Source organism: Bradyrhizobium sp. USDA 4516 (genome assembly GCF_054055915.1).
The window spans coordinates 292,527-305,699 of the sequence record NZ_JBSRXT010000001.1 but is presented as its reverse complement, the minus strand read 5'-3'; the positions used below and the strand labels follow the sequence as shown (position 1 = coordinate 305,699).

Genomic DNA, 13,173 nt, shown 5'->3' with positions numbered 1-13,173 from the left:
GATATCAGGTCATGGCTTTGGAGAAGGTCGCGCTCGTTACCGCGGGCGGCAGCGGCATGGGAGCGGCGGCGGCGCGGCGCCTCGCGGCCGATGGTTTCCGCGTTGCGATCCTGTCGTCGTCGGGCAAGGGCGAGGCGCTGGCAAAGGAGCTCGGCGGCCTCGGCTTCACCGGCTCGAACCGTTCCAACGATGATCTGAAACGCGCCGTCGACGGCGTGGTGGAGCGTTGGGGCCGCATCGATGCGCTGGTCAACAGCGCCGGCCACGGCCCGCGCGCGGGTGTGCTCGAACTGACCGACGAGCAGTGGCACACCGGTCTCGACGTCTACCTGATGAACGTGATCCGCCCGACGCGTCTCGTCGCGCCTCACATGCAGGCGCAGAAGTCGGGCGCGATCGTCAACATCTCCACCGCCTGGGCGTTCGAGCCGAGCGCGATGTTTCCGACCTCGGCGGTGTTCCGCGCCGGGCTCGCCGCGTTCACCAAACTGTTCACCGACAGCTACGCCGCCAGCAATGTGCGCATGAACAACGTGCTGCCAGGCTGGATCGACAGCCTCCCGGCAACCGACGAGCGCCGCGACAGCGTGCCGATGAAGCGCTACGGCAAGGCGGAGGAGATCGCCGCAACCATCAGCTTCCTCGTCTCCGACGGCGCGGGCTACATCACCGGCCAGAACATCCGCGTCGACGGCGGATTGATGCGGTCGATTTGAGGCAACTGCTAAACCCGTCATCCCCAGGGCCTGACTCATAGACAGACTCTGAGGAGCAAGTGAGCTTGTGATTCACAAGCGGCACCAAATATTCGGTGTCGTCCCGGCGAAAGCCGGGACCCATAACCACCGATGGTCATCGTTGCGCGTCGATGGAACGACGAGTCCCGTCCACAACATCCGCCGCGGAGTATGGGTCCCGGCTTCGCCGGGACGACATCAAAGTGTGCGGCGCCGTTCGTACCCGTTGCGTCGCCACAACTTACGTCACCAGTTGCGTCTACGCGCTGCGCGGCGCGCTCCAGGCCGCGGGCGTCACAATTGCGGCGACCTCTGATTGCGTTTGTCGTGATGACAAACTGAAGGCGCAGGGCTAGCCTTCCGTCAAATCAAAACATACGGAGGAATGGCATGCCAGACGCAGCAGTTGCAGCACGCGCTTCAGACTCCACGCAGAGCGGAACCACGCAGCAGGTCGACGTTGCGGTGGTCGGCGCCGGCTTCGCCGGACTTTACCTGCTGCATCGGTTGCGCAAGGCGGGCTTCTCGGCGATCGCGCTCGAAGAGGGCGCCGATGTCGGCGGCACCTGGTACTGGAATCGTTATCCCGGCGCGCGCTGCGACATTCAGACCATCGACTACAGCTACACTTTCGATCCCGAGCTCGATCAGGCCTGGACCTGGTCGGAGAAATACGCGACCCAGCCGGAAATCCTGCGCTATCTCCGCTTCGTCGCCGACCGTTACGATCTGCGTCGCGACATCAGGTTCGGCACCAAGGTCACGCAGGCGACCTGGAATGATGCGACCTCGCGCTGGCAGATCTCGACCAACAACGGCGCCGACGTCTCGTGCCGCTACTACATCATGGCGACCGGCTGCCTGTCGTCGCCGAAGCCCCCGGAGATCGACGGCGTCAAGGACTTCAAGGGCGAGATCTATTTCACCGGCCGCTGGCCGCATCAGGGCGTCGATCTCAAGGGCAAGCGCGTTGCCGTGATCGGCACCGGATCGTCGGGCATTCAGTCCATACCGATCATCGCCGAGCAGGCCGCGCAGCTCACCGTGTTCCAGCGCACCCCGAACTTCGCGCTGCCCGCGGGCAACGGCCCAGCGCCCGAGGATCGCAAGACCTATTTCGAGAGCGACCGTGCTGCCTATCGCGACCAGGCGCGCTGGTCGATGGCCGGCGTGCCCTATCCGCAGCAGACCGTGGTGAGCTGGCAATTGAGCGACGCCGAGCGCCGCGAGCGGTTCGAGAAGGCGTGGGCGGCGGGCGACCTCGTCCACATCCTGACCCAGCTCTGGGCCGACCAGGCGGTCGATGTCGACGGCAACAGACTGGTCGCCGACCTGATCCGCGAAAAGATCGGCGCTGTGGTCAAGGATCCGGAGACGGCGGCGGCGCTGGCCCCGCATGATCATCCGTTCGGCGCCAAGCGTCCCTGCCTCGATACCAACTACTATGCGACCTACAACCGTCCCAACGTGACGCTGGTGAATCTGCGTCAGGAGCCGATCAAGGGGATCACCACCAGCGGCATCTTCACCAACGGACGCAAGTTCGACGTCGACGTCATCGTGTTCGCCACCGGCTTCGACGCGATGACCGGGGCGATCATGGCGGTGCATCCGATCTCCGGCCGCGGCGGCAAGTCGCTGTCGGATGTCTGGGCGCACGGACCGCAGACCTATCTCGGCGTCACCGTCGCGGGCTTTCCCAATCTGTTCATGATCACCGGTCCCGGCAGCCCGTCGGTGCTGTCGAACATGGCTGTCTCGATCGAGCAGCACGTCGATTGGGTGGTGGAGCGGATCGCCGCGCTGCGCGACGCCGGCTTCACCACGATGGAAGCGACCGAGACCGCGCAGGCCGGCTGGGAACGGCACATGGCCGATTGCGCGACGCTGACGCTGCACCGGCTCGCCAACACCTGGTACACGGGCGCCAACGTGCCCGGCAAGCCGCAAGGCGTGATGCCTTATACGGGCGGCGTCGGTCCGTATCGCAGCATCTGCAACGAGGTGGTCGGCCGCGGCATGCTCGGCTTCAAGCTCTCGGGTCCCGGCGTTGCCGAGCAGTGCAATGACGGCGAGATCGTGCGCCTGCAGCCGGATGTGCGGCTGGTGCTGAACCTGCTCGGCGAAATGAACCTGCCGCCGCTCGAGACGATGGGGGCGCAGGGCGCGCGCGACTTCCTCACCGAATTCAACAAGGGGCGTCCCTTTGGCCGCCCGGTCGGCGAGGTCGGCAGCGGCATGCTGCAGGGCGCGGACGCTCCGCTGCCGTACAAGCTGTACCGGCCGGCGACGCCGGGGCCGCATCCGATCGTGGTGTATTTCCACGGCGGCGGCTGGGTGCTCGGCGACGAGATGTCGGACGATCCGTTCTGCCGCGACCTGTGCCGGCGCACCGGCATGATCATCGTCAGTGTCGGCTATCGCCATGCGCCCGAGCATCGCTTCCCGGCCGCGGCCGAGGACGGTTTTGCGGCGACGCGCTGGATCGCGGCCCATAGCGCCGAGCTCGGCGGCAGGGCAGGGCCGCTGCTGGTCGCGGGCTGGAGCGCTGGCGGCAACATCGCGGCCGTCACCTGCCAACTGGCGCGCGATCGCGGCGGGCCCGAGATCGCGGGCCAGCTCCTGATCTGTCCGGTCACCGATTCCACATTCGACCGGCCGTCCTATGTCGACAACGCGACCGGCTATTTCCTGACCCGCGGGCTGATGTACTGGTTCTGGGACCTGTACTGCTCGCCGGCCGACCGCACCGACCCGCGCGTCGCGCCGCTGCGCGGCAAGCTCGAAGGCCTGCCGCCGACGTTCATCGCGACCAGCGAGTTCGATCCGTTGCGCGACGAGGGCATCGCCTATGGCGACGCGCTCGCCAAGGCCGGCGTCAAGGTCGAGCAGCTCAAGGCGCAGGGCCACTTCCACTCGTCGTTCGTGATGGTCGACGTCATCATCACCGGCGTTGCCGGCCGCGTGAAGATGGCGAAGGCGCTGCGGCGCTTCGCCGGCCTGCCCGAGGAGGTCGAGCAGGACAACGTCGCTACGCCGGAGGTCAACGCGGCGGCGAACTAGCTCGGGTTTGAATTGCAGCCGCGCTCCCTCTCCCGCTTGCGGGCACTTGCGGGGGAGGCGCGTTGCGAAAATATCGAAAACAACCCCATGCAAAGGAGCCGGCGGTGGCAGGCGTTCGACCTAGCCACTTGACACGTCGGGCAACTCACGGATATATTTCTAATATTCCGAAATCTCTCGCTCTAACCGAGCTCGAACGTCGTGACGCCGAACACGCGATCGATCCGGAGTGGCGGGATCGCGCCGGTATACATCCGCGCGGTCTCGAACACCGGCGACAGCCCGAGGCCTTGCGCCAGCGCGACGGCGTCGCGGTTGACCGCGGGGACATCGAGGAAGACCTCGCCGCTGCCCGCGCTCGCGAGCAATGCCGCGACAACGGCCTCGGCGCCGGCACGGTCATCGGCAACCAGCGGACCGATCTTGCGGCCGGTCCGGCACGGGCGGATCACGCCCCAGCCGGCCAGCCTGCCGTCGCGCATCAGCGCGCGCCCGACATGTCCTGACGTGTTGATCCAGGCGCGCAGGAATGCCGGCCGCGGTGCGGGAAACACAGTGGCGTCATCGGCCTCGATCAGCGCCATCGGCAGATCGGTCAGCGCGACGGTGCCGTCGCTCGGCGCGGATGGTGCGGCGACAGTGCCGCCGTAGCGCACATTGGCGTAAGCGAGCGCGAAGCCGGACTTCTGGTAGTTCGCCTGCTGCGCCACCACGCCATCGAGCCCGATCACGCGCGGGCGCGCATGCGCGATGGCCGCATTCCAGATCTTCAGGCCATGGCCGCGGCCGCGCAGATCCGGACGCACGATGTAGAAGCCGAGGAAGGCAAATTGCGCGCCGTAATTGACGCAGGAGATCACCGCGGCCGGCTCGCCATCGAGCTCGCCGATGAAGAAGCCCTGCGGGTCATCGGCGGCAAAGCAGGGCGCATCTGCGAGACCAGGATTCCATCCCTCCGCCGCGGCCCAGTCCACCGCGAGCGCGATCTCGTCCGGCTGCATCTGTCGGATGGTGAGGTCGTTCATGGTCGATCGCCTCGTCGTGCTGGAGTTATTGATCGTGCACATCGACGGCTGGAGAACAATACCCCCCGTGACGATCTAAAGAACGTAGGTCCGTCATGTTGATGAGGCTGCCAACGAGTCCGCGCAAAGCGCGGCCGGATGATAAACTCTTGGCCGTCTCCAAGCACGACGGCCACCAGCCGGGCCGCGCATGCTTCGAGGCTCGCTACGCGAGCACCTCAGCATGACGGGATGAAGAGCGCGTTGGTCCGCGATGAGACGTCGATCTCACCCGGCCTTCGGCCGGTACGCCGCGAAGAACACGCGCGTCGCGCTGTCGACGACGGTTGCGATCCGCTCCGGCGAGGGCGACGGCCTGGCCTGGAAGATGAACGCCTGGAACAGCGTCGCCTGGCACATCTGCATGAATTGCCAGGCCGCGAGCTGGTAGTCGTCGATCACGAGCTCGCCGAGCGCGGCGCGTGCCTCGAGATAGGCGGCAAAGCGGTCGACGGTGTGGGCGATGACGTGGGTGTAGAACCGGCTGCCGAGCTCGGGCATCCGCTCGGCGATCGCCATCACGGTGCGGATCGCCGAGCCGCCGCCGGGCCGGCACAACACCGCGACATAGGCGCGGCCGAATTCGGGGAGGGTGGTGTCGACGTCGCGCGCCGGATCGAAATTGAAGGCGACCTTGCCCTGCTCGAGCTTTTCCTCCTCGACGATTGACGCGAACAGCCCGGCCTTGTCGGGGAAATAGACGTAGAGCGTGCCCTTGGAGACGCCGGCAGCGCGCGCGATCTCGCCCATGCTCGCGCCGTCAAAGCCGAGCTCCAGGAATACCTTGCGGGCGCCGTCCAGGATCTGGCGGCGTTTCGACGATTCCTCCTCGCCGACGGACTGGAGGGAGGTTCGGGGCGCTGCAACCATTGAATTAGCTTCTCGGGAAAGAACTCAACCCAGAGTAGGAAAGGGAAGAATCGAAGCTTTATAATCTAGCGGACGGGAATATAGATTGACCGAACCGTTCGGTCAATGATATCTTGGGAGTGACGATGCGCCGCACGGCCCTTATTCCGCCATCGCGCGCGTCAAGATTTTTGTGGGGAGCCTCGGCCATGGCCGCAGCACGGGATCAGGCTGCACGCATTGTTCGTTCCGAGCCTGAGATGGCCGAGGACGCGATCGCGCGCGATGCATCCGCCGATCTCGGCGAGCAGGGCCGAGCTGAAGAAGCCAAGCGTCCCGCGGAGGCGCCGCCCGCGTCTGCGCCCGAGCAGCCCGCGGCTTCGCCCGCGGCGGCGCCGGCGCCGAAATCCGGCAAGCGCAAATTCGTGATGATGGGCGTGGTCGGCCTGCTCGCGCTCGCTGCCGCGGGCTATGCCGCCTATTACCTGATGGTCGGGCGCTTCTACGTCTCGACCGACGATGCCTATGTCCGCGCCAACAACTCCATGCTCGGCGCCCGCGTCGCGGGCCATATCGCGGCGATCCTGCCCGGCGACAACGCGCTGGTGCACGCTGGCGACGTGATCTTCCGGATCGATGACGGCGACTACCGCATCGCGGTCGACGCCGCGCGCACCCGGATCGCGACCCAGCAGGCGACGATCGAGCGCATCGGCCGCCAGGTTGCGGCGGCGGCGAGCTCGGTCGAGCAGGCGCAGGCCCAGCTGGTGTCCGCGCAGGCCGGCCTGAAGCGCGCCGATCTCGATTTCGACCGCCAGCAGGCGCTCAGCACCAAGGGTTTTGCCTCGCGTGCCACCTTCGAAGTCTCGGAGGCCGGCCGCGATCAGGGCGCGGCCAGCGTGCGGTCCGCGCAGGCGGCCTATGATGCGGCCAAGGACAATGTCGAGGTGACCAAGGCGCAGCAGGCCGAGGCCCGCGCCCAGTTCGCCGAATTGCAGACCCAGCTCGCCAAGGCCGAGCGCGATCTCGAATTCACCAATGTCCGTGCGCCGGTCGACGGCACCTTCTCCAACCGCCTGGTCAACACCGGCGACTATATCAATGTGGGCCAGCGGCTCGGCAACGTGGTGCCGCTCGACGGCGTCTACATCGACGCCAACTATAAAGAGACCCAGCTCAAGCGCATCCGCACCGGGCAGCGGGTGACGATCAAGGTCGACGCCTACGGCTTCCGCAAGTTCACCGGCCTCGTCGACAGCATTTCGCCGGCGGCGGGCTCGGTGTTCACGCTGCTGCCGCCCGACAACGCCACCGGCAACTTCACCAAGATCGTGCAGCGCCTGCCGGTCCGCATCCGCGTGCCTGCCAGCGTCGCCAAGCAGGGCCTCTTGCGCGCCGGCATGTCGGTCTACACCACCGTCGACACCCGCGAAGGCGCGGCCGATGCCGACGCCGAAACTGATCTCGACGCGCCGATGATGATCCATCCGCAGTGATGTCTTGAAGCTTCGGACAGAGTCCGAGGCTCGGAGCCGATGAGCCCATGGCTGATACGACCACTGCTTCGCCCTCGATGATGACCGGCGCCCCGGAGTCCGAGCGCATCCAGCCGAAGCGGCTGGTTGCCTTCATCATCATGGTGTTCGGCATGTTCATGTCGATCCTGGACATCCAGATCGTCTCGGCCTCGCTGTCCGAGATCCAGGCCGGCCTGTCGGCATCCTCGACCGAAGTGTCGTGGGTGCAGACCGCCTATCTGATCGCCGAAGTGATCGCGATTCCGTTGTCCGGATTCCTGTCGCGCGCGCTTGGCACGCGGCTGTTGTTCGCGATCTCCGCGTTCGGCTTCACCGCCTCGAGCCTGCTGTGCGGCTTCGCCTCCTCGATCGAGCAGATGATCCTGTGGCGCGCGCTGCAGGGTTTTCTCGGCGCCGGCATGATCCCGACGGTGTTCGCCTCGGCCTACACGATCTTCCCGCGCACCAAATTCCACATCGTGGCGCCGATCATCGGCCTCGTCGCGACGCTGGCGCCGACCGTTGGACCGACCGTCGGCGGTTACATCACCGACCTGATGTCGTGGCACTGGCTGTTCTTCATCAACATCGTGCCCGGCGTCATCATCACGGCGGGCGTGCTGGCGCTGGTCGATTTCGACCAGCCGAACTTCGCGCTGCTCGAGCGCTTCGACTGGTGGGGCCTGATCTTCATGGGCGGCTTCCTCGGCTCGCTTGAATATGTGCTGGAGGAGGGGCCGCAATATGAGTGGCTGCAGGACACCTCGGTCGCGGTCTGCGCCGCGATTGGCTTCGTCTCGGCGGTCGCGTTCTTCTGGCGCGTCTTGACCGCGGAGGAGCCGATCGTCGATCTCTACGCCTTCAGTAACCGCAACTTCGCGGTCGGCTGCGTGCTGCAGTTCTGCATCGGCATCGGGCTCTATGGCCTGACTTATGTCTATCCGCGCTATCTCGCGGAGGTTCGCGGCTACAGCGCGCTGATGATCGGCGAGACCATGTTCGTCTCCGGCGTCACCATGTTCTTGATGGCGCCGGTGGTCGGGCGGCTGATGCAGAAGGTCGATTTGCGCTACATCATCGCCTTCGGCCTCGTCACCTTCGCGCTCGGCTCCTGGCAGATGACCTGGATCACCCGCGACTATGATTTCTACGAGCTGCTGCTGCCGCAGATCCTGCGCGGCATCGGCATGATGTGCGCCATGGTGCCGACCAACAACATCGCGCTCGCGACGTTGCCGCAGGATCGCGTCAAGAACGCCTCCGGCCTGTTCAACCTGATGCGCAACCTCGGCGGCGCGGTAGGTCTCGCCGTCATCAACGAGGTGCTCAACGACCGCACCGATCTGCACATCTCGCGGCTGCATGACCGCGTGACCTGGGGCAACACCACCGCGGTCGAGACCCTCAACATGTTCACCCAGCGCATGCAGGGCATGGGCGATTCCGCCGTCATGGCGATGAAGCAGCTCTCGCAGATCGTGCACCGTCAGGCAGCGGTGATGGGCTATGGCGATGCCTTCTTCATGCTGTCGCTGTTCTATGTCGCGCTCAGCCTTCTGGTGCTGTTCGTCAACAAGCCACCGTCGATGACCGCGAGCGGCGGCGACGCGCATTAGGTGTCATCGGTTTTCGTATCCCGCATGAGCGAAGCGACATGCGGGACCGATCTCGGCAGTTCATCACTGAGCGTGACGCGGCCCCGGATATCGCTTCGCTCATCCGGGCTACGAAAGTGTGCCGTTGTCGCCGGGCTGAGTGCATCGCATCGGCGCGCGGGCTGCGCCCGGTCCCGTGAATAGCTGATATCGCCGACACATTGACGCACTCACGCCGATGTTACCTTGCCAATCGCGCGTGATGCATTTATAAGCAGCGCTTCCTTACTCGAACCGGGGAGATGCGCATGAAGTCGTTTATTTCGCAGATCGCGCGCCCGCGTTCGACGGTGCTGGACGCGTTTAGGCGTTAGCTCCCGGCGCTGACCGGGCCTGATCCCCGATCAGCAAAACTTCCCAACACGCTATCGACAATTTCCAGCGGCGCTCGCGGTCGGATTCTGCCCGCACGTCGCCTCAGATGGAGCCGGCACGCGCTGCAAAAGCGTGGCCGGAATGTGCCATGACCTCTCTGACGACCAAGCGGCCGGCCGCAATCCGGATCGTGCTTCCCTTTGTCTTCCGCCATTGGCTGGAACAGCCGCTGCGTGCCTCCGCGGTGACGGCCGGATTCCTCGGCGCAACCGCGGCCGACCTGTTCATGCCGGTGTTTTCCGGCCATCTGGTCGACGCGCTGACCGCGGGCGCCATCAATGCGGCCGCGCGCCATGCGGCGATGCTGGCGTTCGGCGCCATCGTCGGCCTCGGCGCGCTGTCGCTGGTGCTGCGGCTGGTCGGCATCCAGACCATCGTGCCGTTCACGCTGAAGACGATGTCCGATGTCGGGCAGCAGGCCTTCATGCGGGTGCAGCGCTTCTCGACCGACTGGCACGCCAATTCGTTCGCCGGCTCCACCGTGCGCAAGATCACGCGCGGCATGTGGGCGCTCGATTTGCTGAACGACACCATCCTGATGGCGCTGCTGCCGTCGGTCGTGGTGCTGGTCGGTTCGATGATCCTGCTCGGCGTGCATTGGCCGCAGCTCGGCGCGGTGATCGCGGTCGGCTCGGTGATCTATGTCGCGATGACCATGGTGTTCCAGGTGCGCTACGTCGCGCCTGCCGCGCGCGTTTCCAATGCGTGGGACACCAAGGTCGGCGGCACGCTGGCCGACGCCCTGACCTGCAACGCGGTGGTGAAGTCGTTCGGCGCGGAGACGCGCGAGGACGTGCGGCTCGACGGCGTCATCAGCCGCTGGCGCCGACGGGTGCGGCGGACCTGGTTCCACTACAATCACACCTCGACGGCGCAGCTCGTGGTGCTGCTGTGCTTCCGCGCCTCGGTGATCGGCGGTGCGATCCTGCTGTGGGCGCAGGGCCGCGCCACCCCGGGCGACGTCACCTATGTGCTGACCAGCTACTACATCATCCACGCCTATCTGCGCGATGTCGGCATGCACATCAACAACCTGCAGCGTTCGGTGAACGACATGGAGGAACTGGTGCAGATCCATGGCGAGCCGCTCGGCATCGTCGATGCGGATGATGCTGGGACGATCGACATCCAGGGCGGCCGCATCGTGTTCGACGACGTCACGTTTCACTATGGCGGCCACCGGCGGCCGCTCTATGACGGGCTGTCGGTCGACATCGACGCCGGCGAGCGGGTCGGCCTGGTCGGGCGCTCCGGCTCCGGCAAGACGACCTTCGTCAAGCTGGTGCAGAGGCTCTACGACGTCTCCGCTGGCCGGATCCTGATCGACGGTCAGGACATCGCCAGGGCGACGCAGCAATCGCTGCGCAGCCAGATCGCGATCGTGCAGCAGGAGCCGATCCTGTTCCACCGCACGCTGGCGGAGAACATCGCCTATGGCCGGCCGGGCGCCGGCATGGAGGCGATCGAGCAGGCGGCGCGGCTTGCCAATGCGCACGACTTCATCATGCGGCTGCCGAAGGGTTACGGCACGCTGGTGGGCGAGCGCGGCGTCAAGCTGTCGGGCGGCGAGCGGCAGCGCGTGGCGCTGGCGCGCGCCTTCCTGGCCGATGCGCCGATCCTGATCCTGGACGAGGCGACCTCGAGCCTCGATTCGGAATCCGAGGCGCTGATCCAGCAGGCGATGGAACGGTTGATGAAGGGCCGCACTTCGATCGTGATCGCGCACCGGCTGTCGACCGTGCGCAGCATGGATCGCATCCTGGTGTTCGACCGCGGCGAGATCGTCGAGCAGGGCACGCATGAGGTGCTGGCCGCGCGTCCCGGCGGCATCTATCGCGGCCTGTTCGAGCGCCAGGCGACCGAGTTCGGTCAGGCCGCGGCTGAGTGAGATGGCGCATGGCTGGAGCGCCGGTTCTGATTGGATCAGCACCGGCGCTCCCGTATCGCCCGCGCTATTTCGGCGCCAGTCCGTTCCACACCAGCGCGACGCCGGACAGGAACAGCAGCAGCAGCACGACGTCGGAGAAATTGCGGTCGCTGAGCGCGTGATAGAGCCGCGCGCCGAGCCAGGCGCCGAGCAGTGTCCCCGGAAACGCGCACGCCACCAGCCAGATCAGCTCGGGCTTCGCCAGGCCGCTTGCGATCTGCACGCAAAGCGCGGCCGCCAGGATCGTGAAGTTGAAGATCTGGAACACGCCGCGGCGCTGCTGTTTGCCCCAGCCGCGCACGCTGGCCCACAGGATCGGCAGCGGGCCGGACAGTCCGGCGAGGCCGCCGAGGATGCCGCCGGCAAATCCGATCGCGCCGTCGGCCCATTTGCCGCCGAAGGCGATCGACATCGGCTTGCGTTGCAGGAACAACGCGGTCGGAAACACCAGCAGGAAGACGCCGATCGTCAGCTTGAAGACCTCGGGGTCGGCCCGCGCGATCAGCAGGATGCCGATCGGCACGCCCGCGAGGCCTGCGATGACGAACGGCCAGACCAGACGGAAATCGATGCTCTTCCAGATCGACGGCAAGGTCGAGAGCTGCGCGATGACCGAGCAGACCAGCACCAGCGGCACCGCGAGTGTCGGCGGCAGCACATAGAGCCAGATGCCGAGCGCCATCAGTGCGGTGCCGAAGCCGGCAAGACCGGAGACGAAACCGCCGGCAAGCGCGCCGAAGAACAGGATCGCATAGCCTGCCGGGGTCATTTTTTCTCCTTCGTCATTCCGGGATGGTCCGAAGGACCAGACCGCAGGTGCGCAATCGCGCACCGGGGAATCTCGAGATTCCGGGTTCGATGCTGGCGCATCGCCCCGGAACGACGGTGGTGTTTGGCGCCACGTTTACACAACGCGTCTCGCAGGTACTATTCAAAATCGCGGCTCATCAACGATAATCGGAACGGAAGCATCCCATGACTTCAGGCTCGCCTGCGAATTCGCAAAAAACCTTTCTGGTCTGTCACGGCGCCTGGTCGGCAGGCTGGGCATGGAAGAAGATGCATCCCCTGATGCAGGCCGCCGGCCATCGGCTGGTCACGCCGAGCTACACCGGGCTTGGCGAGCGCGCGCACCTTGCGCATCAAGGACTCGACCTCGAGGCGCATATCCAGGATGTGCTCAGCGTCATCAGTTACGAGGACCTGCACGACATCGTGCTGATCGGGCACTCCTATGGCGGCATGGTCGCGACCGGCGTCGCCGACCGGGTGCGCGAGCGCATCGCGCAGATGATCTATATCGACGCTTTCGTGCCGCGCGACGGCCAGTCGCTGTTCGATCTCAACGAATCGGCCATCGAGACCATGCGTGAGTTCGTGAGCGACGGCGACGGCTGGCGTATTCCGCCGATGCCGGTGCCGCCGGACACGTCGCCCGCCGACGTCGCATGGCTGAGCGCGCGGCGCGTCGACATGCCGATCAAATGCTTCGAGCAGAAATTGCGGTTGAAGCACGGCGAGACCAGCCTGCCGCGCAGCTACATCTACGCCACCCGCGCCACGCAGGCCGACACGTTCGGCCAGTTCGCCCGGCGCATCAGGAACGAAGCCGGCTGGCGCTATTTCGAGATCGACGCCAGCCACTCGCCGAACGTCACCGCACCGGAGGCGCTGATGGCGATGCTCATGGAGATTGTTTCCTGAGGCGATCTCTAGCGATCCAGATCGTATTCGTGCACGGCAATCCTCGTTCACGGACGAGATCTATCAGCGCTGCGGTGAAAGATCCGAGCGCTACGATAAAAAGTATGGCGACACCATATTCGTGCCGCAGCTGGAAATAGGTACTGACGAATGCCACGATCACCAGCAGGCACGTCGGGATGGCGCTTATTGTGGAGAACATGATAGGCGATTGAGGAGCTCGGCGCGGCGCCTCAGCCGGGGCATGTCTCTCTTACGCCCTGTTTTGGCATCATCGCCGTC

The 13,173-nt window shown here is 65.6% G+C and carries 10 protein-coding genes; 6 read left to right on the top strand and 4 right to left on the bottom strand.

What is annotated here, in order from left to right; all coding sequences use genetic code 11:
* The first annotated feature begins 11 nt into the window (after positions 1 to 11).
* Positions 12 to 716: an SDR family oxidoreductase gene (locus tag ACVI1L_RS01445; RefSeq protein WP_057014974.1), complete on the top strand. Its 705-nt coding sequence runs from the start codon at positions 12 to 14 to the stop codon at positions 714 to 716.
* Positions 717 to 1,127: 411 nt separating this feature from the next.
* Positions 1,128 to 3,800, top strand: a complete 2,673-nt coding sequence (locus ACVI1L_RS01440; RefSeq protein WP_456782098.1) for a flavin-containing monooxygenase — start codon at positions 1,128 to 1,130, stop codon at positions 3,798 to 3,800.
* A 182-nt stretch (positions 3,801 to 3,982) separates the two neighbouring features.
* Here ACVI1L_RS01440 and ACVI1L_RS01435 read toward each other — a convergent pair whose 3' ends face one another.
* Both ACVI1L_RS01435 and ACVI1L_RS01430 read right to left on the bottom strand, forming a co-directional pair.
* Positions 3,983 to 4,825: a GNAT family N-acetyltransferase gene (locus ACVI1L_RS01435; RefSeq protein WP_229193520.1), complete on the bottom strand. Its 843-nt coding sequence runs from the start codon at positions 4,823 to 4,825 to the stop codon at positions 3,983 to 3,985.
* 267 nt (positions 4,826 to 5,092) lie between these two features.
* The gene (locus ACVI1L_RS01430; RefSeq protein WP_229193519.1) at positions 5,093 to 5,734 is read right to left on the bottom strand and encodes a TetR/AcrR family transcriptional regulator; all 642 of its coding nucleotides are present in this window, start codon (positions 5,732 to 5,734) and stop codon (positions 5,093 to 5,095) included.
* Positions 5,735 to 5,922: 188 nt separating this feature from the next.
* On the opposite strand from ACVI1L_RS01430, the gene ACVI1L_RS01425 reads away from it, so the two are divergent.
* The 3 genes from ACVI1L_RS01425 to ACVI1L_RS01415 all read left to right on the top strand — a co-directional run bounded on the left by ACVI1L_RS01425 (position 5,923) and on the right by ACVI1L_RS01415 (position 11,148).
* Complete coding sequence (locus tag ACVI1L_RS01425; protein ID WP_456782097.1) at positions 5,923 to 7,209, top strand: HlyD family secretion protein; 1,287 nt, start codon at positions 5,923 to 5,925, stop codon at positions 7,207 to 7,209.
* A gap of 47 nt (positions 7,210 to 7,256) precedes the next feature.
* A complete protein-coding gene (locus tag ACVI1L_RS01420) occupies positions 7,257 to 8,846 on the top strand; it encodes a DHA2 family efflux MFS transporter permease subunit (protein ID WP_076824108.1) in 1,590 nt (529 codons plus the stop codon).
* A gap of 502 nt (positions 8,847 to 9,348) precedes the next feature.
* Positions 9,349 to 11,148 (top strand): ABC transporter ATP-binding protein, encoded by a 1,800-nt coding sequence (locus ACVI1L_RS01415; protein ID WP_456782096.1) that lies wholly within the window; start codon positions 9,349 to 9,351, stop codon positions 11,146 to 11,148.
* A gap of 64 nt (positions 11,149 to 11,212) precedes the next feature.
* Here ACVI1L_RS01415 and ACVI1L_RS01410 read toward each other — a convergent pair whose 3' ends face one another.
* The gene (locus ACVI1L_RS01410) at positions 11,213 to 11,956 is read right to left on the bottom strand and encodes a sulfite exporter TauE/SafE family protein (protein ID WP_456782095.1); all 744 of its coding nucleotides are present in this window, start codon (positions 11,954 to 11,956) and stop codon (positions 11,213 to 11,215) included.
* 206 nt (positions 11,957 to 12,162) lie between these two features.
* Between ACVI1L_RS01410 and ACVI1L_RS01405 the strand changes: the two genes are divergently transcribed.
* Entirely contained in the window at positions 12,163 to 12,891 is a 729-nt protein-coding gene (locus tag ACVI1L_RS01405; RefSeq protein WP_253589625.1) for an alpha/beta fold hydrolase, read from the top strand.
* Here ACVI1L_RS01405 and ACVI1L_RS01400 read toward each other — a convergent pair.
* A complete protein-coding gene (locus ACVI1L_RS01400) occupies positions 12,872 to 13,093 on the bottom strand; it encodes a DUF2721 domain-containing protein (protein ID WP_168859075.1) in 222 nt (73 codons plus the stop codon). The two genes, ACVI1L_RS01405 and ACVI1L_RS01400, sit on opposite strands and share 20 nt — an antisense overlap.
* Positions 13,094 to 13,173 lie beyond the last annotated feature (80 nt).